This is a genomic window from Spirosoma agri (assembly GCF_010747415.1).
Lineage (GTDB): Bacteria > Bacteroidota > Bacteroidia > Cytophagales > Spirosomataceae > Spirosoma > Spirosoma agri.
Genome location: NZ_JAAGNZ010000001.1, coordinates 2,161,467 through 2,183,910, shown reverse-complemented (window position 1 = coordinate 2,183,910; position 22,444 = coordinate 2,161,467). Strand labels below are relative to the sequence as shown.

Here is a 22,444-nt window from a genome sequence, read left to right as displayed (position 1 = left end):
GTTACCAACCCTATGCAAACAAACGCGCCAACGACTGCTACCACTGCCCGACCAGCCCTGTATCATCTTCGTCAGTTAGATGGTGTTCGGTTCCTGGCCGTCGCGCTGGTGTTATTCGACCACTGGATGGCCGGACGCGTCGATTTACCGCTTGGCGCGCTGGGTGTCACAATTTTCTTTGTCCTCAGTGGCTTTCTGATTACGCGCATTCTACTATCGAGCAAGGACAAACTCAAAGACAGACCCAATGGCGGACTGGGTAAATACCTGAAAATCTTCTACATCCGCCGGACGATCCGCATTTTCCCGGTCTATTATCTGGTGCTGGTTGTTCTTTACGCGCTCAATGAACCGCCCGTCCGGAAAACGTTCGGCTGGCTTGCTCTCTACGCCACCAACCTGTATATGGCCTATTATTCGGTGTGGATGGGCACCGTCGATCACTTGTGGTCACTGGCAGTAGAAGAGCAGTTTTATCTTTTTTTTCCTCTACTGCTGTTCCTGGTGCCACGCCGGTGGGTTCCGGCAACGGCGATCCTTATGATCGTGGGTGCCATAGCCCTGCGCTACGTGCTCTATCGGGCGCGGGCACCCTGGTTCATTGGCTACGTGACCATGCCCGCCTGTCTGGATTCGTTTGGTCTGGGCACGATCATGGCGTTCTGGTGGCTGTATCAGCGCGAGCGATTCCAGCAGGTATTTCAGAACACCGGCTGGATCTGGCTTAGTATCGGGCTGTTCATTGCGGTGGTTATGTTAACGAAAATTGTACCCGCCGTCCCTGATCTTCAGGGCTGGCAGGGCCATCATAATATCATGTCTGATGTATGGGAGCGGCTGGCGGCTTCGCTCATCGGCTTTTTCCTGATCGGGCGGGCGGTTCTGGGCTTCGGCGGTCCGATGAAGTGGATACTCGAAAATCCGGTTAGTCAGTACATGGGAAAAATCAGTTATGGTCTGTATTTATACCACAACTTTGTTTTTAACGTCTACCACACGCCACCCACTCATTTTACCCTGCGGGCCTGGCGCCGAATTACGGATGTTGTCCCTCTCCTGAACAGCTCCTACATCTTCCCCTTCATGTTTTATCTGTCACTAACGCTTCTGCTGGCTACCCTGTCGTGGTTTCTGATCGAGAAGCCGATCAACAATCTGAAGGATCGATTCTCGTATTAACAAAGTAACAATTGGTCACTAACTGATGCGTAGACAGGCGAACAGGCTCCATAACTATACTACTGGCTCGTTATCATCAACTTACAGGGTTGGATTATGCCTAAATCGGAGTTCGTTCATGAAATAGCAGGCCTTATCGGGTGTATGAACGAAACGAGAACTCTCTTTCCCGCTCAATAAAGTCCTATTCAGAGTAAAGACGCTCCACCAACAATTTCCTATATTTGCATAAATTAAGATCTGTACACCATTTGCGTCGCGGCTGACTGATTGCTCGGCGTTTTGGTGGACCGGCCCAAACGGCCCACCTATTACGAACTCCATAGATACGCTGCATGAGCATCCTGCTGTCAATTGTAATGCCCGCTTACAACGAAGAAGAAGTTATTGATGTCGTTGTGAAGCAATGGACTGATTTGCTGACCCGTCAGTTTCCGACCGAAAACACTAAACTGATCGTCATCAACGATGGGTCGCGTGACAATACGGGGGCAATTCTGGATCAGATCAAGAGTAAGTACCCTAAATTGATGGTTGTTCATCAGCCAAATGGAGGCCACGGGAATGCAGTTGTGAACGGATACAGACAAGCCGTTGCGCTGGACTCTGAATATGTTTTTCAGACGGACAGTGATGATCAGTTTGTTGCCGATGACTTCGCTAAACTCTGGGCAAAACGTAATGATTCACCGTTTATCCTGGGGTACCGCGAAGAACGGTACGATGCCCCGACGCGTCTGGTTATTACCCGTATCCTTCGGATGAGCATCGCGTTCATTTACGGAACATACATCATGGATAGCAATATTCCTTTCCGGCTCATTCGGGGAAGCTTCCTAAAAAAACTGCTGGCTCAACTGCCAACTCCGACGCCATTCGCGCCCAATATTTTTCTGGCGGTTATGGCGAAAAAGGCCGGATTCAATACATTCGATATCCCCATCACGCACAAGGAACGCCTTACCGGTACGGTTTCCATCCTGAAATGGAAGCTGTTGAAGGTTTGTATCCAAAGCTTTAAAGAACTGGCTCAGTTCCGGCTTGAGTTGAGCAGCAAGGTAAAAGCGCTCAAAAAGCCAGAACCGGTAACGGCCTAAGTGTACTAAACGTCTGATAATTGGGGATTGGCTTCGTTCCTGACGGCTGGTTTTGTCGTCTGTTCCCATACAACGCTGCCCTCGTAGAGCCAGCCGTAGGCAGTTAAACTCAACCCATGAAGTATAAGTATGTCATTATTGGGTCAGGGCCAACTGGTCTTGGCGCTGCCTACCGCCTGAAAGAACTGGGCATCACCGATTTCATAGTTCTGGAAAAAGAGAACCGTATCGGTGGCTTGTCAAAAAGTTTTGTTGATGAAAAGGGGTTTACGTGGGATGTAGGCGGTCACGTGCAGTTTTCGCACTATAAGTACTTCGACGACCTGATGCTCAAAGCATTGGGTGAAGAGGGCTGGCTGAGTCACCAGCGCGAATCGTGGGTCTGGATCGAAAATCGGTTCGTGCCCTACCCATTCCAGAACAACATCAAATACCTCTCGCCCGAAACGATGTGGAAATGCCTCGAAGGTATTATCCATAACTATAAACATCCGTCCAACATCAAGCCAGCCAATTTCCGCGAATGGATTCTGGCTACGTTCGGACCCGGTCTGGCGGAAACGTTCATGTTCCCCTACAACTTCAAAGTTTGGGCCTATCCTCCGGAGGATATGAATGCCGTTTGGGTTGGCGAACGGGTAGCGGTTACGGATTTACAGCGCGTCACAAAAAACATCATCTTCGATCAGGATGACTTTTCGTGGGGACCAAACAGCACCTTCAAGTTCCCGAAACAGGGTGGAACGGGTGGTATTTGGGAAGCCGTTGGTGATCTGGTTGGCCGGGAATACGTGAAGCTGAACGCTACCGTCGAAAAAGTTGTCGGTCCGGAGAAAAAGGTCGTACTCGCCGGTGGTGAAGAAATTCATTACGAATACCTGATGAGTACGATGCCGATCGACCTCTTCACGCAACGGGTAGAAGGGCTTGACGCGGAAACCGTACAGGCAGCGCAGGGGCTGAAACACTCTTCGACGAACGTGGTTGGTATCGGCCTGAAAGGAAAGCCGAAGAAAAGCCTGGAAACCATGTGCTGGATGTATTTTCCGGAATACAACAGTCCTTATTACCGCGTAACGGTGTTCTCGAACTACAGCCCGAACAACGTTCCGGATATCGAGCAGAACTGGTCGCTGATGACTGAAACGAGTGAATCATCGGCGAAACCTGTTAACCGCGAAACACTGGTCAACGACACGATTCGGGCGTTACTGGAAGATCAGCTCATCGAATCAGCCGACGATGTCGTATCGACATTCCACATGGCGTTTGATTATGGGTACCCAACGCCATCTGTCGAGCGGGATAGCATTCTGAAAGCCGTGTTACCCAAGCTGGAACCCTTCGGCATTTATTCACGCGGCCGGTTCGGTGCCTGGAAATACGAAGTCAGCAATCAGGATCACTCCCTGATGCAAGGCGTTGAATGGGCTAACCGTGTGGCAGCCAATGTTCCCGAAGTAACCATGCCGTTCCCCGAAACCGCCAATGCGATGTGGGGGAAATAATACTCTGTTTTTGGTTTATAGTTTGTAGTTTGTGGTTTCTATGGCGCAAGCCTGCCAACGACAAACTATAAACCGCCCCGGCGGCCCGACACAAACTTTTTTTGTTTTGAGCGACAAACGCATCTGGATTGGCCTAGGAGCCGTTTTACTGGTACTGGGTGGTTGGTTTGGTTATCGACAGGTATACCCATCGAACCGTACGATTTGGTCACTGATGCCCGCTGGTTCGCTGCTGGTGCTGGCCAGTGATCACTTACAGGATACGGTATCGGCGCAGGCCCTCCGAAATCAGATTGCCCTACAGCAGCTACCTATCTTCGACGAGGCTCGTCAACGGCTCGACCGTTTTCTTTTTGCCGCTACCGATTCTGTCGCTGCGATCGAGTTTGCCAAGGGGAAGAATATCCGGTATTCGCTCCATTCGATCTCCCGAACGACGCTCGATTTTATTCTGTACATTCCCATAGCAGAGGCCGATCAACCGTTTTTGAATCGCCTGACGAATCCGAATCCACGTCAGTTCCGCATCCTGAGGCATACATTCTCTGGAGAAAAAATTCTGGATTTGGTATCCAGATCCAACGAGCCTGTTCTCTCGTTCATCATCACCGACGGATTTTTGGTTGGCAGTTCGTCGGGTATTCTGATCGAGAACGTAGCCAAACGCATGCACCAGACGTTGACGTTACCCCGGTCGGAGCCCGACTTTCGGGTAGATCGTGATCACCTGGCGGTTCTATCGGTACGTCCCCAAATCCTTCAGTCTCTGTTCGGCAGTGCCGGTTCACTGATACGACTCTTTTTGCCGGAAGAATTGAATTTGCAGTTCCGTCAGCCCGCGTCGCAATCGCACCTGATCGGATACGCTGCGGATGAAATCGGCGCACGACAGGATGTGGCATCGTTATTTACAGACCAGACGCCCCGGCGTATTCAAAGTCCGGAGCTGATTCCGCAAACGACGGCTACGCTCTACCACATCGGCATCAGTAATGCCTCCGACTTTGGTCGATCCCTGCGGAAATTGCTTCGTTCGGCGTCCAGTGATTTCCTGCGGGAGCGATATGATCAGATCGAATCCGCCACCGAACCGCTTTACCAATCGCTGGGTTCCGACATACTGCTGTGTCGCATGGAGTCGCCTTCCGGTGCCCGCCAGCAGGTTATGGTCCTGAATGCGACGAACGTCAAGGCACTATCAAACGCGTATCAACAGGCAGCTTACCTGGCCGGAGCCAGAAACTTGGCTGCGCCGAAAACATTCCTGGGCCATAAAACCCTGCTGTTGGACGTACCCGAACTGCCCGCGTCGCTGTTTAGCAGCCTGTTCACCGGTTTTCAGCGGAGCTGGATCACCCAGCACGGGTCGTCGCTGATCATAGCCAACGCCGAAGAAGCGATGCAGGAGTATCTTCAGCAGCTTCAGCGGAAAGCCGTTTGGTCGACTGATCCGCGCCAGGCTGACCTCTTAAAAAATACGCTTCGTCCGGCAAATTTCACCGCCTTCGTTCGCCTGAACCGCGTCAACACCGACCAGTCGCAAACCCTGCTCACGTCAACATGGCCGCTGGCGTGGCAAAACCTGCTCGACGACCCTGCCAGAACCGACCATAGTTCGGGGTTGGCTGGTCTGGACAATATAGCCTATCAGGCCAGCTACGGCAACGAAAAAATCCTATCGACGCTGGTGTTGGGTCGCACAGCCCGACGTGCGAGCAAGGCCGTGCTGAACCGGTTGTTGTTGCAGAAAAAGATCGAGTTTACAGCACCATTGCTTTCCGCTCCGGTCGTGACGGGTAGTTTGAGTGACGGCGCCCCGCAGTTTTATGCACAGGCGGGTCAGTTTGTGCTGGTAACGCCGGAGGGCGACCGAATTCCGCAGCAGGCACTCGACGGACCTATTCGCAGTAACACTCTGGCGGTGGACTTTCTGGATAACGGGAACCTGCAATACCTATTCATGACCGATCAGACGCTTTACGTGACCGACCCTCGAAAGCGATCGGCGAAGTTGACCGCGATCAGGCTACCGGCAGGCATCGATCCTACCTACCTGACCCGACCACGCGGTAGTCTGCAACGAAACTGGGTAGCACTGGTTGCCCATCAGGACGGTGCCGTATACGCGCTTGATCGCCAGCGAAAGGCATTTGTACGCATCATGGCCGCTCAACGCAAAAGCCCCCTTCTGCTCCCTTTCCAGGTCATTGCCACGCGGGCGGGCATGGAAATACTGGCCACCCAAGCCGATGGCATACTGAACCGATGGCGTGAAAATGGAACCCAGTTTCCCCGGTTTCCGATTCAGGTTAAGCGGGCTACCGAAGATGAGCTGGATGTCCGGTTTGCGGGGCCGGCGCTGTTGCCGTTCGGCCAGTCTACCATTCAGACAATTACCGAAGAGGGCCAGCTTCTGACCTTGAACACCAATGGCGTAGTTACCCATAAGACACAGCTGTACCGCCCCGTTCGCAGTGGCGTTTTCCGACTGTTCCCCGACGAAGCCCAGACAAATTGGCTTCTGTTACGATCCAGTGATACGGAAGCAACGGTACTCGATCAGCAGGGGCAGCGTCGGTTTGATATTCGGGCCCTGCAACCAGGTCGCAGCAATATTCGCTATTATCGACTTGGGGCCGGTATTGAGCTGATCAGCGTTAAGTCCGGTGGGTTTACGACACTCTACGACCTCAATGGTCGTATCATAGGCGACCGGCCTATCCCAAGCGATCATTTGGTGTCCCTGCAATTTGACGAACGGACCAATGAATTATACATTTTAAGCGGGGCCAAGCAAACCGTGCAATTATTTAGTATCCGACTCCGGTAGGCAATGGCGGGGTAGTTACCTAACCATTACGTACCTCATTACAGTTATTACGATGCGTTTTCTCCGGTATATCGTTCTTGTTATCGCCCTTGTTTTGTGGGCGGGTGGGCTCTCGACGACTGTTTCTCACTGGCTCTATTCGGCGGGTGTCATCGTGGATGATTACCGCCACGGGGATCTGTACCGGATCTCAGCGCTTCCCCAATTTAAAGACAATCAACCCCAGTGTCCGCCATCGAATCGATCGAGCGATACGGCATCGACAAACCTGCACGTGATCGGCGATAGTTTTTCGGAAGAAGAGCGGATTAGCCAGCAAGATTTCGCCGTCAGTCATTATCAGCGTGTTAAGTGGGGCTTTTCGCAGCGGGCGCAGCTAGACCCGACGAAGCGAAATGTGCTGCTGCTGGAAACAGTCGAACGCCATTTTCGTGAACACTTCGCCCAACCGATCAACGAACTGGTCGTACTGCGCGATACCGCTCAGCATCCATTGCCAGGGGCATCGTGGCGTCGTAGCCTGGTGGACGATTATCACCGTAGCGATGTTGAAGAGCGACTTGCATCGACGTTGTTCAGTCACGACTGGGCCTTCTGGTTCAAAGAACTGAAGGCTACGTTGACCCTCAACTGGTTTAACCGAACCAGCACGGGCGTCAGTCTGTCCCGCGATCACAAGAACATTTTTCTGGATTTTGATACCGACACAACGCGCAAAAAATTATCGTCCTTCGTGCCGCTTTCTGATCAGGAAGTCAACACGCTGGTCGATAGTGTCAATTCAGTGGCAAATCGCTACCGCCGGTTAGGTTTCGATGAGGTGTATCTGTCCATTATTCCGAACAAAGCAACCATTCTTGAACCCAATCGTGGTGTATATAATCACCTCATCGAACGGATTCAGGAAAACCCGGCTCTACAGGTGAAAACGGTCAATGTGTATGCGCCCTATAAACAGGCCAGCCAATCGCCTTACCTGACGGGTGATACCCACTGGAACTGCATGGGCAGAGCGGTTTGGCTGGACGCTGTTCGTCGGCGACTGAACCTGTAGTCGTTACGATAGCTGGAATATATCCTTCACCCCCAGCATACGCTTGGTTATGAATCCTTCGCCAAATTCAGCGCCGATCATGTGGCCATGTTCACGCGTCCGGGATTCGAGGAACTTCATAAACGCTTCGCCCGAAATGTAGCTCTGGGGCTCGCTGCTGGTTGGATCGAAAAACTGGCTTTTATAAGCCTGAATGGCCATCAGTTTACGCGCCCAATAGGGTGTCACATCGACAACGAAATCCGGCTTGAGCGAACGATCCTGAATAAAGTGATAAATGAAAAGAGGTCGGTGAGCCTCCTGCGGCTGACCATCTTTGCCAACGGTTTTAATTTGCCGCAGCCCTGAATAAAAACAGGCATCGATCACTAACTGAGCCGCCCGACCATGATCGGGATGACGGTCTTCAACGGTATTCGTCAGCACGATCTGGGGTTGATAGTGACGAATCGTGGCGATCAGTGCGAGCTGGTGTTCTTCGTCATTCCGGAAAAAGCCGTCACGAAATCCCATATTCTCCCGCGCCACTAAATTCATAATCCGGGACCCTTCTGCCGATTCAGCCAGTCGAATTTCGGGCGTTCCCCGAGTCCCCAGTTCACCCCGGGTCAGATCGACGCCAGCAACAGTTTTACCTTGTTCGACCAGCGACAGGATCGTACCCGCGCAGGTCATTTCAATATCGTCGGGATGAGCGGCAATAGCCAATACATCTACTTTCATAAACTTGTCTCTTAATAATCCATCCGGTCAGCAACTGCCAATAATAGCCGGCTATATTGACAAGCAAAGTCAGCCGGAATTTGTTCGCGCGGGGCAAAAACTGCGGGCAATCATTTTTCCACTGAAAAAGGCTATTTTTAGGCCCGGAGAGCCTACAGGCCTCTACACCCACTACCTTTTACATTCATTATATGTCCTACAAAGCGCTTGCCCTTCAGCTAACCTGCCAGACAGTTAATGCCTATCAGACCCGCGACGAAGTCGAAGCGGTGATGCTTAACACCATCGATCGCCTTGAAAAACAGCTAGCCGCTTCCATCAACATTATTGGCCGCGACACGCTTCTTGTCGTCGTGCCGGAGTACTTCCTAACGGGTTTTCCAACCACCGAAACAACCCACGAGTGGCGCGAAAAAGCTGCGCTGGAGATTGACGGTCGCATCTATGAGGCACTCAGTGCCATGGTACAACGCCAGCAGGTTTACTTTTCGGGCAATGCCTACGAACAGGACCCTTTCTTTCCGGAACTCTTTTTTCAAACTAGTTTCATCATTGGCCCGAACGGTGACGTGCTCTTACGCTATCGCCGGCTAAACTCGATGGTATCGCCCACGCCCCACGACGTTTGGGAGCTTTATCTGGATGCGTATGGCTACGAATCGCTGTTTCCTGTCGTTAAAACGAACATTGGTAATCTGGCCTGCCTTGCCTCCGAAGACATTTTATATCCCGAAGTAGCCCGGTGTTTAGCCGTTCGGGGTGCCGAAGTGCTCCTGCATTCTACGTCGGAAATTGGGAGTCCCTTGCCTACTCAGCGGAATGTGGCGAAACTGGCTCGGGCCATCGAAAATATGGCGTATGTCGTATCGGCTAATTCGGCGGGAATGACCGATAGCGCACTTCCGGTGGGATCGCTCGATGCCGGGTCCAAGGTCATTGATCCGAAAGGGCTTGTTTTAGCCGAAGCGGGTTATGGCGAGAGCATGGTCGCCAACGCCGATATTGATCTGGCAGCCTTACGGGAGTTTCGCCAGCGACCCTCAGCCAGCAATCTACTGGCCCGTCAGCGGCTCGAACTTTACTCGGAAAGCTACGCCAAACACAGCCTCTACCCACCCAACACGCTCCTGAGCCAACCCGCCGAACGGCAACAGTTCATCCGGACACAACAGGAAGTTATCAAAAAACTGTACAGCTGACGGAGAGTGAAACAGTAGCGTGGGCGAAAGCCCGCGAGACAATAGATGTATTGCTCAGACTTCGTTTCGCGGGCTTCCGCCCACGCTATTTGATTACATGCTACGGTTGTGCATCACCGTTTTCGACAATGGCAACTCTCCGCTGTCGTTTGGGTAATCGAAACAGATTACTACCCGCTTCTTCCGGAGTCTGATCCCCTAACAGAACGCCCCACGCCCGCAGACTATCTACCCGGTCGAAGATGACCTTAAGAATAGCGATAGCCGGAATCGACAGAAACATTCCCGATACACCCGCCAAAGCACCACCGATCAGTACGCCAATAATTGACACCAGCGCATTGACCCGCACTTTAGAAGCCACGATAAGCGGCACCAGTACGTTGTTGTCAATAAATTGAACGAGCAGAAAAACACCGACCACACCCAGTATAACACCCAGATCGGGTTGGTTTCCGAATGTGATCAATACCGTCAGTACCGTTGCCACTAAGCCACCGATGTACGGAATAAGATTCAGAATGGCGGCCATGATCCCCAGCAGGACAGCGTATTGAACGCCAAGCAGCAGTAGTCCTACGGAATTGAGCACGGCGACTACCAGCGTTTCGATCAGCAGGCCAACCATGTAACTCTGAATAACACCTTTGATCTCACTCAGCACTTCACGAACCTGAGCCGTGTATTTTACGGAGAACGATACAACGACAAAATGCAGCAGCATCGTCCGGTAATAGAGCAGCAGAAAAACGTAAATAGGAACGAGTGTCAGCGTACCGAGCGGCCCGGCAATGATGCCCAGCGTATCGGGGCTTTGTAGACTGTTCAGTGTTTGTGCCTGAGCTTTCTGAATATACGTATTCTGTTGGCGGTAGCTGACGTTGTACTCCTGCCGAATCCAGCGCTGCACATCGTGGTACACCTCATTGATATTGTCCCGCAGTTTTGGGATGTCATCGGTAAAGTCCGCGATTTGCATCGACAACATGATCGTTAAGCCGGATAATAAAACAACGGCCAGTAATAACGCCAGACTGATAGCGATGACCTTGTGCATACCCCATTTGGTAAGCCGAGCTTCGACGGGACGTAATAATACGGCCAGTAGCCCGGCCATTGCCAGCGGTACCAGAATATCCTGACCCAGGTAAATGGCAGCCGTCAGGATAGCCAGCGACAGCAGCGAATGCGAGAATTGGTGGTAATGAGGACGTGGGGCTTCAGAAAGCATGTCTATAGAAAAGAAGAATTTACAGGTAAACTAAAATAAAGGCCCATTGTCTTTACAACACCGCCCGCTCCAGCAATCGGATTGTACCTTTACTGGCATCGATTTCGGCATTGACGCCGAGCGGCACCGTAAACTTGTCGGTGATGTGGCCGATCATCGATCCCGCAAAGGCAGGTACGTTCAGCGGTACGATATGATCCGATAGTATGTCGTCAAACGTGAGGGAGCCATACCCGCCACTACCCGGTTCGCAGGCTGTACATTTCCCGAAAATGAATCCGGCAATCTGGTTCAAAATACCCGCCAGTTTCAGATGAGTCAGCATCCGGTCGACGCTGTAAATATCTTCGTGGGTATCTTCCACAAACAGAATCTTCCCTTTCCAGTCGGGGAGATAGGCCGACCCGACTAGGTGAGACAATACCGTCAGATTGCCGCCAACCAGCTGACCCCGCGCGATGCCAGGCCGAAGGGTCATAATTCGATCTTTCGTCTGGGTCAGATTATCGTCTTTTTTCGTCGGATTCTGAAAGGTAACCGCCTGTCCATCCATGAGCACCTGCCGCAGCCAGTCTACGGTAAACGCATTCCACGTCACGGCCCCCACCGGTCCATGCATGGTTGTTAGGCCCGTTTTAGCGTGAATAGCCAGCAATAAAGCCGTGATGTCACTGTAGCCAATCAGGATTTTCGGATTCCGCCGGATCAGTTCATAATCGATTAGCGGCAGGATTCGGGCGCACCCCCATCCACCGTGTACGGCCATGATCATCTGTACGGATGGATCGGCAAACAGCGCATTCACGTCGGCGGCCCGATCAGCATCCCGTCCGGCCAGATACCCGTAGCGATCATACACATGAGGAGCCAGTTTGGTCTGCAATCCCAGCGCCTGCAACGATTCAATGGTGATCTGCACCGTTTCGCGGCTGTAGGCGGGGGCTGCCGGGCAAATCAGCCCAACGGTATCGCCGGATTTGAGACGCGGGGGTTTGATCGTTGGGGATGTCGCTGGCAGTACAGGCAGGAAGGGAGCAAGCGCAGCGGTTTTGAGCAGCGAACGGCGGGTAGGCATTGGCGATCAGGCGTTTGTTCTTAGGCAATTGGTTTGCCGAAATGGCAGTATAAACCGGTACGTCACCAAATTAACCATTTACCCTCATTACAAGCATGCATCCAGCTTTATTCGTCAAAAATAACCCCTTTTACGGCCTACTACTGTACTTACTTCATGCTCTTGACCAGTATCGAACGGTCAAGAACAGCCGCTGGCGGTTCGGTACGGATTTATTTTTTGTAGTTGAACTTCATGATGTAGCCCTTTTTGCCACTGCCTTCACTGGCAATGAACAGATCGCCGTTGGGTGCGAAGCAGATACCTTCGGGCTGACGAAACTGCTTGGGATCGAGCGGTTCCGAATAACGGATTTTAGCCTGCCGACTGGTAATAATCAGTCGTTTTCCCGCCGACGTCAGAATGTACCACTCGCCCGTAATCGGGTGTACGGCAATACCCGATGGCTTGTAGGTTTTGGGGTCGATACCCGCGTCGTTTAATTGTTCGTCGTTCAGGTTCATGTCTTTGAAAACGGCTTTGTTCAGCAGGTCGTACGAATAAACAGCTTTGTCGCTCGATCCATTTCCGTTTTTGACCGCAATCAGCAACCGTTTTGTTTTCGGATCGTAACCCAGGCCTTCCACTTCCGTCTTTTTGGGCAAGTCGGTTTTCGTTCGACCGATCTGCGTCGATTCGGGTTTGAAGCGAAACAGATTCCCATTACTTTCCAGCACATAGACATCGTCGTTCACATATTCGATGCCTTCGAAGTCGCCGTAGCCACCGAAGCCAAATTCATTCACCAATGCCTTTTTTTTGTAATCGTACACAAAAACAACCGCTTCCTCGTCCTGCACGCACAATAACTGATCATCTTTGTAGTACGTCAGACCCGAAATTTCTTCCAGTTTTTTGGGCAAGGTATAGGTTTCGTCGGGTGCCGTGAGCTGATAAGGCAGTTTGAACGGTGCGTCGATTCGGCCAGCTTTGGTTGTTTCATTTTTTTTCGACGAAGGGCCGCAGCCGATCAGTAGCACCAGCATTCCCAGAATAAGACGATTCATGTACGAAGGGGTTTTGCGGTAAAAATAGGGGTTAGACTGATAGCAACACGCAGCCCTTGTACGATTGGTCTCTACTCATAAACTGAATGGCGTCATTCGGATTCCCGAAACGGGCATTCCGCCGGTTTCTTTTTTGTCCGGCAGTGACTATCAGTAGCTTTGTCTAATGACAGTATCCACCCTGACCCACCGCCTGACGAACCGACAGAAATGGCAACTCGCGCTGAGCGTGTTTGTTATTTACTGGCCTATTCGGCTATACATCAATGTATCGGTTTTCAGCTGGGCGCTCATCATGCGCAACATTCCGTTCTGGATGTTGGAAACGCTGCTCAGCATTTTATTTTTTTACGCCTGGCTCAACGTAACCGAGTGGATACAGCAACGGCTTTTCAGTCGGTTCGGCGAAGGGTTCGTCGTTGAGTTCGGCATTCCGGCCCAACTGGCAACGCTGGGCATTGCCAGCGCACTGGCGGTTGTTTTCAATATAGCGTTTTACACGCTCTGGCACAGTGTCGATGATACGCTGCAACGCGGTTTTGGTATCGTGCGTGAGCAGGAAACACGGGCACAACGACCCAATCCGCAGCAGCCTATGTCGGAGGATCGTCGCAAAAACCGCGACCAGCGCCGACGGACAAACAACGGCTTGACGGTCATGGCGATGTTATCGGCTTTTTATCTGGCCTCCAACCGCCGGGCTCAACGCCAGCTGGAAGCCGTGCAGGTACGGGCCGAACGACTGGAAAAAGAAAATGTTCAGGCACAGTTTGCGGCCCTGAAAAGCCAGGTCAATCCGCATTTTCTGTTCAACAGTCTTAGCATTTTATCGTCACTGGTACATGCGGATGCCGAACTATCGGAGAAATTCATCGATCAGTTATCAAGGGCATACCGCTATATTCTGGAGCAGAAAGACAATGAGCGGGTACTGCTGAAAACCGAACTGGAGTTCATTCAGGCCTACCGTTTTTTGCTGAATATTCGCTTCGAAAACAAGTTCGATGTGGTCATTAACGTGCCCGAAGCGGACCAGACCCGGTATAGCATTGCTCCGCTGACTTTGCAGTTGCTGGTCGAAAATGCGGTGAAGCACAACCGGATGTCGACCAAAGAGCCGCTGCACGTCTACATTCAACTCGAGGGCGATTGTTTGCTGGTACAGAACAACTTACAACCGCGCCCACAGTCCGAAAATTCAACGGGCGTTGGGCTACAGAACATCATTACGCGTTATGCGCTGCTGACCGATCAGCCCGTATGGGTTGGCGAGAACGAAGGAGCCTTCATTGTGAAGATTCCTCTATTGAACGAGCGAACGGCAACGTAGCGCCGTATGGTACCCGTTCGCCCTTTTACTTCATTACTTTTTACACGTATGAACGTTGTTATCATCGAAGACGAAAACCTGACCGCCAAGCGGCTGGAAAGTCTTCTTAACAAATACGATCCGACGATCAATGTACTAGCGCAAATCCCCTCTGTTGCTGAAGCCGTTGCCTGGCTGGGCCGGTCCGACCGGCCGGCCATTGATCTGGTGTTCATGGATATTCACCTGGAAGACGATCTGGGTTTTCGAATCTTTGAACAGGCGAACCTGACAACACCTGTCATTTTTACGACTGCCTACGACGAATATATGATTCAGGCGTTCAAAGTGAACAGCATCGATTATCTGCTCAAACCGATCAATTACGACGAATTAGTGGCGGCTATCGAAAAGTTCAAAGCCCTGAAAAAGCAGTTTGGCCAGGCGAGTCCGCCCGCTCCCGATCTGGATACGCTGCTGAACCTGATCGGCAAATCGACGCAGACCGACTATAAAGACCGCTTCATGATTACGGTTGGCAGCAAGATCCGGAGCATCAGCACGCATGACATCGCCTTCTTTTACCTCGAAGAAAAAATCGTTTTTCTGGTCACGAAAGACGGGTTGAATCTACCGGTTGACTACAGTCTGGACAAACTCACTCAATTGCTTAACCCCCGTCAGTTTTTCCGGATCAGTCGTCAGTTTCTGGTGTCGCTGCCTGCTATTCAGACCATTCATACCTTTTCCGCCGGTAAGCTCAAAATTGACCTGACGCCAAAATCAAAACATGAAGTATTTGTCAGCGGAGACCGCATGACCGAGTTTAAAGAATGGCTCGGTAAATAGGCGAACGGCAAGGGCGTAAGCCGCCTAGCGTTTGCCTTCCAGATTTGTTAACTCCTGCTGAAGTAGCGGTATGGCTTCGTCGAGTCCCGCTCTGAACTGATACCAGGCGGATCGAATGTCATCGGCGTTGGGATTCCGTTTAGCCACCTGTTCAAACGTACGCAGCTCGTTTTCCAGCGATGTCAACCCCGCCATGCCAACCCAGGGTATTAGCTGATGGGCCGTATGGGCGGCCTCTGCCCACTCCTGCTTCTGAATGTTGGCTTCTATCGTGTCGAAATCAGGCAGCACTTCATCCAGAATCAACGTGAGGACGTTGATAATGAGCCGCTCGTCATGGCTGTGCAATTTCCGAAGTCGTTCGTAATCAATGGAATGTACTATAGTCGTCATATCGATTTTCCTATTATACTGATTTGTACCTATGCTGTCATTTGATGGCAATGCCTATAGGGCCAGGTGTCGTTGGCTGTACTTCGCAATTTTGGCGAACAGATCCTTCGGGTTAAACGGCTTGGTAACGTAGTCAACCATACCGACCAGCACGGCCCGGTCCCGGTTGCTGAACGTGGCCGATGCCGTGAGGGCAATGATGGGCAGATCGGCGTTAATCTTCTGAATTTCCTGCGCAGCGGTATACCCATCCATAACGGGCATCTGCAAGTCCATCAGCACCAGATCGAACTGTCCTTCCCGGCATTTATTATACCCGATCAAGCCATTTTCGGCTGTTTCTACCTCAATACCCCACATGGTCAGAAACTTCATCGCTACCTTCACGTTCACCGGATAATCTTCGACCAGTAAAATCTTCAATCCTTTCAGCGTCACGTTATCAACCGCATCAGGGGTCGACATTGTCGGGGCCGATGCCTGACTGATCGCTAGATCGAGCGTAAACGAAAACGTAGCACCCCTACCCTCTTCGCTCTCGATCCGAATAGCGCTGCCATGCAGTTCCAGCAATCGCTTGGTAATGACCAGACCCAGACCCGTTCCGCCAAACTTGCGAGTCGTGGCTGAATTTGCCTGTGTAAACATGGTGAAGATGGCCTCCTGTTTCTCCGGGGCAATACCAATGCCGGTATCCTGAACGGATACGTAAATCGAAGCCCGTTCTTCGGTGCGCTGCTCCAGCGACAGCTCAATGGTGATCGTTCCGTTATGCGTAAATTTGATCGCGTTGGACACCAGATTGGTCAGAACCTGCCCGATCCGGAGTGAGTCACCGACCAGCGTATTCGGAATATCATCGTCGACCATTAACCGGATTCGATTGCTATTTTCCTGCGCTTTGGCCTGCTGTGCCCGTTTGATATTGGACACAAGCTGCTTGAAATCGAAATTGACTTCTTCCAGCTCAACTTTACCGGCTTCAATTTTGCTGAAATCCAGAATATCGTTAATCAGCGCCTGAAGATGCTCGATGGAGAACTGAAGCGTCTTGAGATTTTCCGTCAACGCAGGCGGCACTTCCTCCTGGAGCATCAGGTAGGTCATGCCAACGATACCATTGAGTGGCGTCCGAATTTCGTGGCTCATCATCGACAGAAAGTCCGACTTGGCCTGCGTAGCATTTTCGGCCACCTCCTTAGCACTACGCAGCTCGTCTTCAATCCGTTTCCGGTACTCGATCTGGCGTTGCAGAAAATCGACCAATCCCACCAGGTTGTTAGTATCAGCGCCCACAATGGTTTCACCGTCCGGCACTTCGATCAAATGAATTGCTTCGATCAGTTTTTCAACCGACTGGCTCCGCTGGCTGACCTCGTCCTTTAGTTTATCATTTATGTCGGAATACTCACGATCATTGAGCGAGGCCGAGTGTTCCAGTAATTCTTTGTCCCGATCAAAATTCAGGTAGGACTCATTGACAGCCTGGATAAACTGTTGAAAACGATCGTGTTCTAGACAATCCGGCGTTAGATGTTTGCTGATCTGACGTTTCAGTATTTTGTGTAGCGAATTGACATCCATTGCTTATTGTTCCGATAAGATCGTTATGGTCATGGTCTGGTTGTGGAGTTCCCCCGGCGAGGCAGGTCCTGCCGGTGCAATTTCACCGTAGGCGTAAAAGCCGGTCATCACCGGCTGATGACCGAAAATGTCGCGGGCCACTTCAACCTCTTCTTCCGTCCGCTGTCCCAATACCAGTTTGCGACCCACGCAACTGATAAGCAGAGCCAGTTCGGGAGTTGTGCCCAACTGTTGCAATGATGTCTGGGCAGCGGTAGCCGAGGCATCGATCAACCGGTCCAGATTGGCACGCATGAATCGAACGCGGGCCCCCTGCGGAATATCACCGGCAAAGATCATGCTTTTGGTAGCCTCGTTGATCGACAGAATTGTCCGTACCAATGGTTGTGAATCAGGGGTTATACGAATCGATAACGGGAACAGTAATGCCGTTCCGGGCAACCCTTCGGCGTATTTTCCCAAGTAATCTTTATAAAGATCCAGCGCCATCCGGCCATCGATCTCATATAATTCATTGTAAGACGATTTGGTCACTTCGCGTTCGGGGCCGAATACGTCCCAGCCACCCCGGCTCCCGTGCCCGATCTTCAGGCCCTGGCCATACAAACCAATCCCAACGACTTTTCCTGGTTCGGGATTCTGATTGACCCCCACCACAGTTCGTTCAAAACGGTCTCCGTCACCCGCCAGACCACCAATGACAGGCACCAGACGGTTCAGGCATCGGTTACTGGCCGCGATCAGATCACTCCCGTTCACAACGCTGCCATCGGAGATAAGAAGAATAACGGCCAGATCGTCGCCATCCAGCGAAGAGGCAATTTGCTCACCGGCCTGAGAACTCTGCTTGTGATCGGTGATGTCGATCTGAACCGTCCGAACGGCGGTTTTTTCCAGTTCGATCGCGGTAACGACAATTGAATTGTCAGAGACTTTATCGGCCAGTATTTCGCCGGATGTGGAATTGATGACGATGGCAGCGGTTGGATAAAGACGACACAGGTGTTCATAGGGACTCGTCGTTTCCAGTACGCGTCGCTCACCAAAAGCCAGTACCAGATTTGCTTTTTCGGGTAAAAAACCCGGTGTTTCAGACACGTTTTCCCAGCTACCGTCAGCATATCTGGTCTGACCTATTCTCATGGTATGGTATGAAAAATTCAGTTAAAAAATAGAGTACCGTTAATGAACGCAATTGGAGTACGAAATATAAATAAGTTTACTATTAAATGACAATCATCGCTATTATTTTACCATATCACCTTTTCACCTACTTATACAGATACAAATCTGCCCATGACGCCTTAACTGTTAAAATGGCGGTCGGAGCGTTTGATCGGGTCCAGGGCTGGAAACCAAACTCGCTAGGCAGAGCAAGCGTGTGATAAGCAGACGAAACCGTATCTTTGCCCAATGGATAATACCGATCAACCCCGCCGGAAACGCGGCCAACGCTCCGACACCCAGCTAACCGTTGTAGAACCAGCCCAGCTAATGGACTTTCTGGTTGTCAATCTGCCGCACAAAAACAGGAATAATATTAAATCACTGCTGCGGAACAAACAGATTCTGGTTGACGGAAAAGTCTATACGCAGTTCAACCACCCCTTGCGTGCGGGTCAGACCGTACTTGTGGCCGCCAACCGGGCTCCCGAAACGACCCAGTATCGCGGCCTTACGCTGCTCTTTGAAGACGAGCACCTGATCGTGATCAACAAGCAGGCCGGTTTGCTCTCCATGGCGACGAATAAGGAAAGGGACCGGACCGCCTACAGCATTCTGAGCGACTATATCAAGAAGGAAGACCCTAAAAACAAAATATTTATCATTCACCGGCTCGACCGCGAAACGTCGGGCGTGATGATGTTTGCCAAGAGCGAACGGGTACAGAAGTTGATGCAGGAATCCTGGAACGCAACGACCAAGGAACGAACGTACGTCGCGCTGGTGGAAGGGGTACCCGAGCCGCCAAAAGGCACGATCACGTCGTATCTGCGGGAAAGCAAAGCCCTGATCGTTTATTCCAGCCAGAATCCGGATAATGGGTATCTGTCAGTTACGAACTACGCGGTAGCGAGAGCCACACCGCATTTCGCCCTGCTGGAACTGGAACTGGAAACGGGCCGGAAAAACCAGATACGCGTCCACATGCAGGACATCGGTCATCCGATTGTGGGCGATACCAAATACGGAGCTACCTCCGATCCAATCGGTCGGCTGGGTCTGCACGCGGAGGTGCTGGCGTTTGAGCATCCGATTACCGGCGAACCTTTGCGATTTGAAGCCCCCATACCGAAGAGTTTTACGAGCGTTTTAAAAGAACGCGACGAGTAGTTCAGGGACTCGAGTTCGGTTCGTCTGGGCTCGGTTCCTGTCTATTTAGAAACGGCAAAGTCATTTCCTTCCACCCCTCAATCCCCCGCTTCGGCGTTCAAAAATCGGCATTCGGCCAAATTGATTTCGCTACGACCACTCCTGAGTGCACCTTTGGATCGTCAATTCCGAATGTCATGAAAACGCTATTACTTTCTATACTCATCGTTGGTTCAACAGCGGCTGGCGTTCCAGCGGCTGTTGCCCAGGTGCCGACTGGAGCTGGGACGCCAGCCGCTGGGACACCTGCTACAACCACACCCGACCCCTTCGCAGCACCGGTCAGCACCACCCCCGGCAGTGCTACCGGCACCCCTGCCACGACTCCTCCCGACACGTTCACGATGCCGGCCAGCCCCACCAAAGAGGCCGTTGCGCCAGCCACTACTGATCAGCCGAGACCGGGAACAACGGGTTCTGAAGCGGAGCCTATTGCTCGCGGTAACGGTAAGATTTCTGGCGCTCTGGTCGATTCATCGAGCAACAAACCAGTTGAATTTGCAACCATCGCGCTGCTTAACACGGCGACCAATAAGCCCATCGACGGCACTACCGCCGATGCTTCCGGAAAGTTTGTACTGCCTAAACTGGCACCGGGCAAGTACCGGCTCCAATATTCGTTTATCGGCTACAAAGACAAACGGTCAAACATCATCACCATCGAGCGTGGCAGTGACATCAATCTCGGCACCATAAAAATCTCATCTGACGTTCGGACGCTGAAAGAGGTGAATGTGGTTGGTCAGGCCGCTCTGATCGAAGAAAAAGTGGACCGGCTGGTTTATAACGCCGATAAAGACATTACCGCCAAAGGGGGTGATGCCACCGACATCATGCGCAAAGTGCCTATGCTGGCCGTCGACATGGACGGGAACGTTAGCCTTCGCGGGAGCAGCAACGTAACGGTTCTGATCAACAACAAGCCGTCTACGATCGTGGCCAGTAGCGTTGCTGACGCGCTGAAACAGATTCCGGCGGATATGATCAAAACGGTTGAAGTGATCACTAGTCCCTCCGCCAAATACGATGCAGAAGGGTCGGCGGGTATCATCAACATCGTGACCAAGAAAAATAATCTTCAGGGAGCTACGCTCAATGTAGACGGGGGCGGAGGCAACCGGGGCAGTAACCTCGGTCTGAACGGTAATTATCGTACGGGCAAGATGGGTTTCAGCCTGAGCGGATTTGGCCGGGCCGAGTACAACGTGAAAGGATCGTTCATGAATGACCAGACCACCACATCGAGTGCCGGTACGACCCGTACGCTTCAAACAGCCAACACCCTGAGTCAGCGCCTGTTCGGTAACTACCAGCTGGGTTGGGATTATGACATCAACAAAACGACCTCACTAACGGCCAGTCTGCGTTACGGAGCCCGAAATGGTACGGCTAACCAGTATAACCTGCTGACCCAAACGTTTCAACCGAACGGCTACTTCCCCAGCCTGAACGATCGGAATGTACAGACAAAGGATTTATCGGGAACCGTCGATGGCAACATAACCTACACGAAGACCTACAAGCCCCAGCAGGAATTTAGTGTGCTGGCCCTGTATAGCCGTAACAACCGCACGAACAACTTCGTAGCGGACATTCTGAGCGGCACTGATTTTGAAACGATTACCGCCCGTCAGAAAAACGACAACACGAGCTATAACCAGGAATCGACCTTGCAGGTAGATTACCAGACGCCCATCAAACAGAATCAATTACTGGAAATTGGGGCTAAGGGTATCTTCCGTCAGGCGAACAGTGAATATCAGTACTTCCTGGCAAACGGAGCTGAAGGAGCCTACCAAACTGACCCAAGCCGCCTGGGCAATACGCTCTTCTACGATCAGAACATTGCCGCTTCGTACCTGTCTTATACGCTGACAACCAAGAGCAAATTCACGATCAAGGCGGGTGCCCGGTACGAATATACCTTTATCAATGCCAAGTTCAGCAATGAATCAGCCGGACAGGCAACGTCCATCCCTGATTACGGGAACATCGTTCCAAGCTTGAACATCTCGAAAAGTCTGGGTGGTGGTAAGATCATCAAACTGGCGTATAACCGCCGGATTCAGCGACCTGGTATTCAGTTCCTGAACCCGAACATCAATGCGGCCAACCCGACGAACATTACAATTGGTAACCCCTATCTGTCGCCTGAATTGACCGACAACGTTGAATTCAGCACCAGTGCCAACATCAAGGGTCTGTACCTGAACGCATCGCTGTTTGCCCGGCGTACGAACAACGAGATCACAGCCGTTCGGGACGTATCGCAGCAATCATTTGGCGACCCAACGAACCCCGTTCTTCAGCAGGTGATTCGGACCAGTTACCAGAACGTTGGTCATCAGGATGCGTATGGCCTCAACCTGTTCGGGAATGGAACGCTGTTCTCCAAACTGCAACTCGGTGGTGGTATTGACCTCTACCATGTCAGCCTAACCAACAACAATGCCAATCCGATCTATTCGGCCTCCAACTCGGGCTGGGTCATTTCGGGTCGTATCAACGGCAGCGTGAACCTTGCAAATGGTTGGGCCTTCCAGGCGTTCGGTGGCATGCGGGGCAAGCAGATCCAGTTGCAGGGTTACCAGACCAGCATGTACTTCTACAACGTGGGCATGCGAAAAGAATTCAACAACAAAAAGACCAGCATTGGCCTGGCTGCGGAAAACTTCCTCAACCACCCATTCACGATGACGTCTGAACTCTCGTCGCCCATCCTGACGCAAAAAGCAGTGACGAACTTCTACAACGCGGGTGTTCGGTTAACGTTCAGCTACAAACTCGGCAAAATGAGCTTTGACAGCCCTCGTAGAAGCCGGCGATCGATCAACAACGACGACGTGAAAGATGGCGACGGCGGTGGCGACAATAACGGTGGGGGTCAGCAACAGCAGCAGACAACGCCAGCCAGTGGCGGCAGTGGACGCAGCGGTCGGCCCCGTTCGTAAATCCTTTCAGGGCCGTGGCGAAACAAGACTCGCTACGGCCTTT

17 protein-coding genes are annotated in these 22,444 nt (G+C 51.8%); 10 read left to right on the top strand and 7 right to left on the bottom strand.

The genetic code is table 11. The features are described from left to right. Nucleotides 1–12: 12 nt before the first annotated feature. The 5 genes from GK091_RS08920 to GK091_RS08900 all read left to right on the top strand — a co-directional run bounded on the left by GK091_RS08920 (nt 13) and on the right by GK091_RS08900 (nt 7,668). The gene (locus GK091_RS08920; protein ID WP_164036475.1) at nt 13–1,179 is read left to right on the top strand and encodes an acyltransferase family protein; all 1,167 of its coding nucleotides are present in this window, start codon (nt 13–15) and stop codon (nt 1,177–1,179) included. A 335-nt stretch (nt 1,180–1,514) separates the two neighbouring features. Further along, nucleotides 1,515–2,276 carry a glycosyltransferase family 2 protein gene (locus GK091_RS08915; RefSeq protein ID WP_164036473.1) on the top strand — a complete coding sequence of 254 codons (762 nt, stop codon included), beginning with the start codon at nt 1,515–1,517 and terminating at the stop codon, nt 2,274–2,276. A gap of 116 nt (nt 2,277–2,392) precedes the next feature. After that, entirely contained in the window at nt 2,393–3,784 is a 1,392-nt protein-coding gene (locus GK091_RS08910) for a protoporphyrinogen/coproporphyrinogen oxidase (protein WP_164036471.1), read from the top strand. A gap of 106 nt (nt 3,785–3,890) precedes the next feature. After that, nucleotides 3,891–6,614, top strand: a complete 2,724-nt coding sequence (locus GK091_RS08905; RefSeq protein ID WP_164036469.1) for a hypothetical protein — start codon at nt 3,891–3,893, stop codon at nt 6,612–6,614. Between the two features lie 52 nt (nt 6,615–6,666). After that, nucleotides 6,667–7,668, top strand: coding sequence for a hypothetical protein (locus GK091_RS08900; protein WP_164036467.1), 1,002 nt, complete (start codon nt 6,667–6,669; stop codon nt 7,666–7,668). A 3-nt stretch (nt 7,669–7,671) separates the two neighbouring features. Here GK091_RS08900 and bshB1 read toward each other — a convergent pair whose 3' ends face one another. Beyond that, complete coding sequence (gene bshB1 / locus GK091_RS08895) at nt 7,672–8,391, bottom strand: bacillithiol biosynthesis deacetylase BshB1 (protein ID WP_164036465.1); 720 nt, start codon at nt 8,389–8,391, stop codon at nt 7,672–7,674. 191 nt (nt 8,392–8,582) lie between these two features. Between bshB1 and GK091_RS08890 the strand changes: the two genes are divergently transcribed. Beyond that, on the top strand, nt 8,583–9,590 hold the full coding sequence (locus GK091_RS08890) for a nitrilase-related carbon-nitrogen hydrolase (RefSeq protein WP_164036463.1): 1,008 nt from the start codon (nt 8,583–8,585) through the stop codon (nt 9,588–9,590). 100 nt (nt 9,591–9,690) lie between these two features. Here GK091_RS08890 and GK091_RS08885 read toward each other — a convergent pair whose 3' ends face one another. The 3 genes from GK091_RS08885 to GK091_RS08875 form a co-directional block, all read right to left on the bottom strand. Continuing rightward, a complete protein-coding gene (locus tag GK091_RS08885) occupies nt 9,691–10,821 on the bottom strand; it encodes an AI-2E family transporter (RefSeq protein ID WP_164036461.1) in 1,131 nt (376 codons plus the stop codon). A 52-nt stretch (nt 10,822–10,873) separates the two neighbouring features. After that, the gene (locus tag GK091_RS08880) at nt 10,874–11,896 is read right to left on the bottom strand and encodes a S66 peptidase family protein (protein ID WP_164036460.1); all 1,023 of its coding nucleotides are present in this window, start codon (nt 11,894–11,896) and stop codon (nt 10,874–10,876) included. 212 nt (nt 11,897–12,108) lie between these two features. After that, nucleotides 12,109–12,942 (bottom strand): SdiA-regulated domain-containing protein, encoded by an 834-nt coding sequence (locus GK091_RS08875; RefSeq protein ID WP_164036458.1) that lies wholly within the window; start codon nt 12,940–12,942, stop codon nt 12,109–12,111. A 181-nt stretch (nt 12,943–13,123) separates the two neighbouring features. On the opposite strand from GK091_RS08875, the gene GK091_RS08870 reads away from it, so the two are divergent. Further along, nucleotides 13,124–14,272: a sensor histidine kinase gene (locus GK091_RS08870; protein WP_164040662.1), complete on the top strand. Its 1,149-nt coding sequence runs from the start codon at nt 13,124–13,126 to the stop codon at nt 14,270–14,272. 48 nt (nt 14,273–14,320) lie between these two features. Then, nucleotides 14,321–15,100: a LytR/AlgR family response regulator transcription factor gene (locus tag GK091_RS08865; protein WP_164036456.1), complete on the top strand. Its 780-nt coding sequence runs from the start codon at nt 14,321–14,323 to the stop codon at nt 15,098–15,100. A 24-nt stretch (nt 15,101–15,124) separates the two neighbouring features. On the opposite strand, the gene GK091_RS08860 is transcribed toward GK091_RS08865, so the two are convergent. Genes GK091_RS08860 through GK091_RS08850 form a run of 3 tightly spaced genes read right to left on the bottom strand, consistent with a single transcriptional unit; the run spans nt 15,125 to nt 18,220 of the window. Further along, nucleotides 15,125–15,493, bottom strand: coding sequence for an Hpt domain-containing protein (locus GK091_RS08860; RefSeq protein ID WP_164036454.1), 369 nt, complete (start codon nt 15,491–15,493; stop codon nt 15,125–15,127). A gap of 54 nt (nt 15,494–15,547) precedes the next feature. Then, nucleotides 15,548–17,077 (bottom strand): ATP-binding protein, encoded by a 1,530-nt coding sequence (locus GK091_RS08855; RefSeq protein WP_164036452.1) that lies wholly within the window; start codon nt 17,075–17,077, stop codon nt 15,548–15,550. Nucleotides 17,078–17,080: 3 nt separating this feature from the next. Further along, nucleotides 17,081–18,220, bottom strand: a complete 1,140-nt coding sequence (locus GK091_RS08850; protein ID WP_164036450.1) for an FIST signal transduction protein — start codon at nt 18,218–18,220, stop codon at nt 17,081–17,083. A 270-nt stretch (nt 18,221–18,490) separates the two neighbouring features. On the opposite strand from GK091_RS08850, the gene GK091_RS08845 reads away from it, so the two are divergent. Together GK091_RS08845 and GK091_RS08840 are read left to right on the top strand one after the other, a co-directional pair. Continuing rightward, nucleotides 18,491–19,411 (top strand): RluA family pseudouridine synthase, encoded by a 921-nt coding sequence (locus GK091_RS08845; protein WP_164036448.1) that lies wholly within the window; start codon nt 18,491–18,493, stop codon nt 19,409–19,411. A gap of 176 nt (nt 19,412–19,587) precedes the next feature. Further along, nucleotides 19,588–22,401 (top strand): TonB-dependent receptor domain-containing protein, encoded by a 2,814-nt coding sequence (locus tag GK091_RS08840; protein ID WP_164036445.1) that lies wholly within the window; start codon nt 19,588–19,590, stop codon nt 22,399–22,401. Nucleotides 22,402–22,444: the final 43 nt, after the last annotated feature.

Excerpts from the sequence above, each read along its gene's own strand:
- GK091_RS08920 (WP_164036475.1), top strand. The coding sequence starts at position 13 with ATGCAAACAAACGCGCCAACGACTGCTACCACTGCCCGACCAGCCCTG.
- GK091_RS08915 (WP_164036473.1), top strand. The coding sequence starts at position 1,515 with ATGAGCATCCTGCTGTCAATTGTAATGCCCGCTTACAACGAAGAAGAA.
- GK091_RS08910 (WP_164036471.1), top strand. The coding sequence starts at position 2,393 with ATGAAGTATAAGTATGTCATTATTGGGTCAGGGCCAACTGGTCTTGGC.
- GK091_RS08900 (WP_164036467.1), top strand. The coding sequence starts at position 6,667 with ATGCGTTTTCTCCGGTATATCGTTCTTGTTATCGCCCTTGTTTTGTGG.
- bshB1 (WP_164036465.1), bottom strand. The coding sequence starts at position 8,391 with ATGAAAGTAGATGTATTGGCTATTGCCGCTCATCCCGACGATATTGAA.
- GK091_RS08890 (WP_164036463.1), top strand. The coding sequence starts at position 8,583 with ATGTCCTACAAAGCGCTTGCCCTTCAGCTAACCTGCCAGACAGTTAAT.
- GK091_RS08885 (WP_164036461.1), bottom strand. The coding sequence starts at position 10,821 with ATGCTTTCTGAAGCCCCACGTCCTCATTACCACCAATTCTCGCATTCG.
- GK091_RS08880 (WP_164036460.1), bottom strand. The coding sequence starts at position 11,896 with ATGCCTACCCGCCGTTCGCTGCTCAAAACCGCTGCGCTTGCTCCCTTC.
- GK091_RS08875 (WP_164036458.1), bottom strand. The coding sequence starts at position 12,942 with ATGAATCGTCTTATTCTGGGAATGCTGGTGCTACTGATCGGCTGCGGC.
- GK091_RS08865 (WP_164036456.1), top strand. The coding sequence starts at position 14,321 with ATGAACGTTGTTATCATCGAAGACGAAAACCTGACCGCCAAGCGGCTG.
- GK091_RS08860 (WP_164036454.1), bottom strand. The coding sequence starts at position 15,493 with ATGACGACTATAGTACATTCCATTGATTACGAACGACTTCGGAAATTG.
- GK091_RS08855 (WP_164036452.1), bottom strand. The coding sequence starts at position 17,077 with ATGGATGTCAATTCGCTACACAAAATACTGAAACGTCAGATCAGCAAA.
- GK091_RS08850 (WP_164036450.1), bottom strand. The coding sequence starts at position 18,220 with ATGAGAATAGGTCAGACCAGATATGCTGACGGTAGCTGGGAAAACGTG.
- GK091_RS08845 (WP_164036448.1), top strand. The coding sequence starts at position 18,491 with ATGGATAATACCGATCAACCCCGCCGGAAACGCGGCCAACGCTCCGAC.
- GK091_RS08840 (WP_164036445.1), top strand. The coding sequence starts at position 19,588 with ATGAAAACGCTATTACTTTCTATACTCATCGTTGGTTCAACAGCGGCT.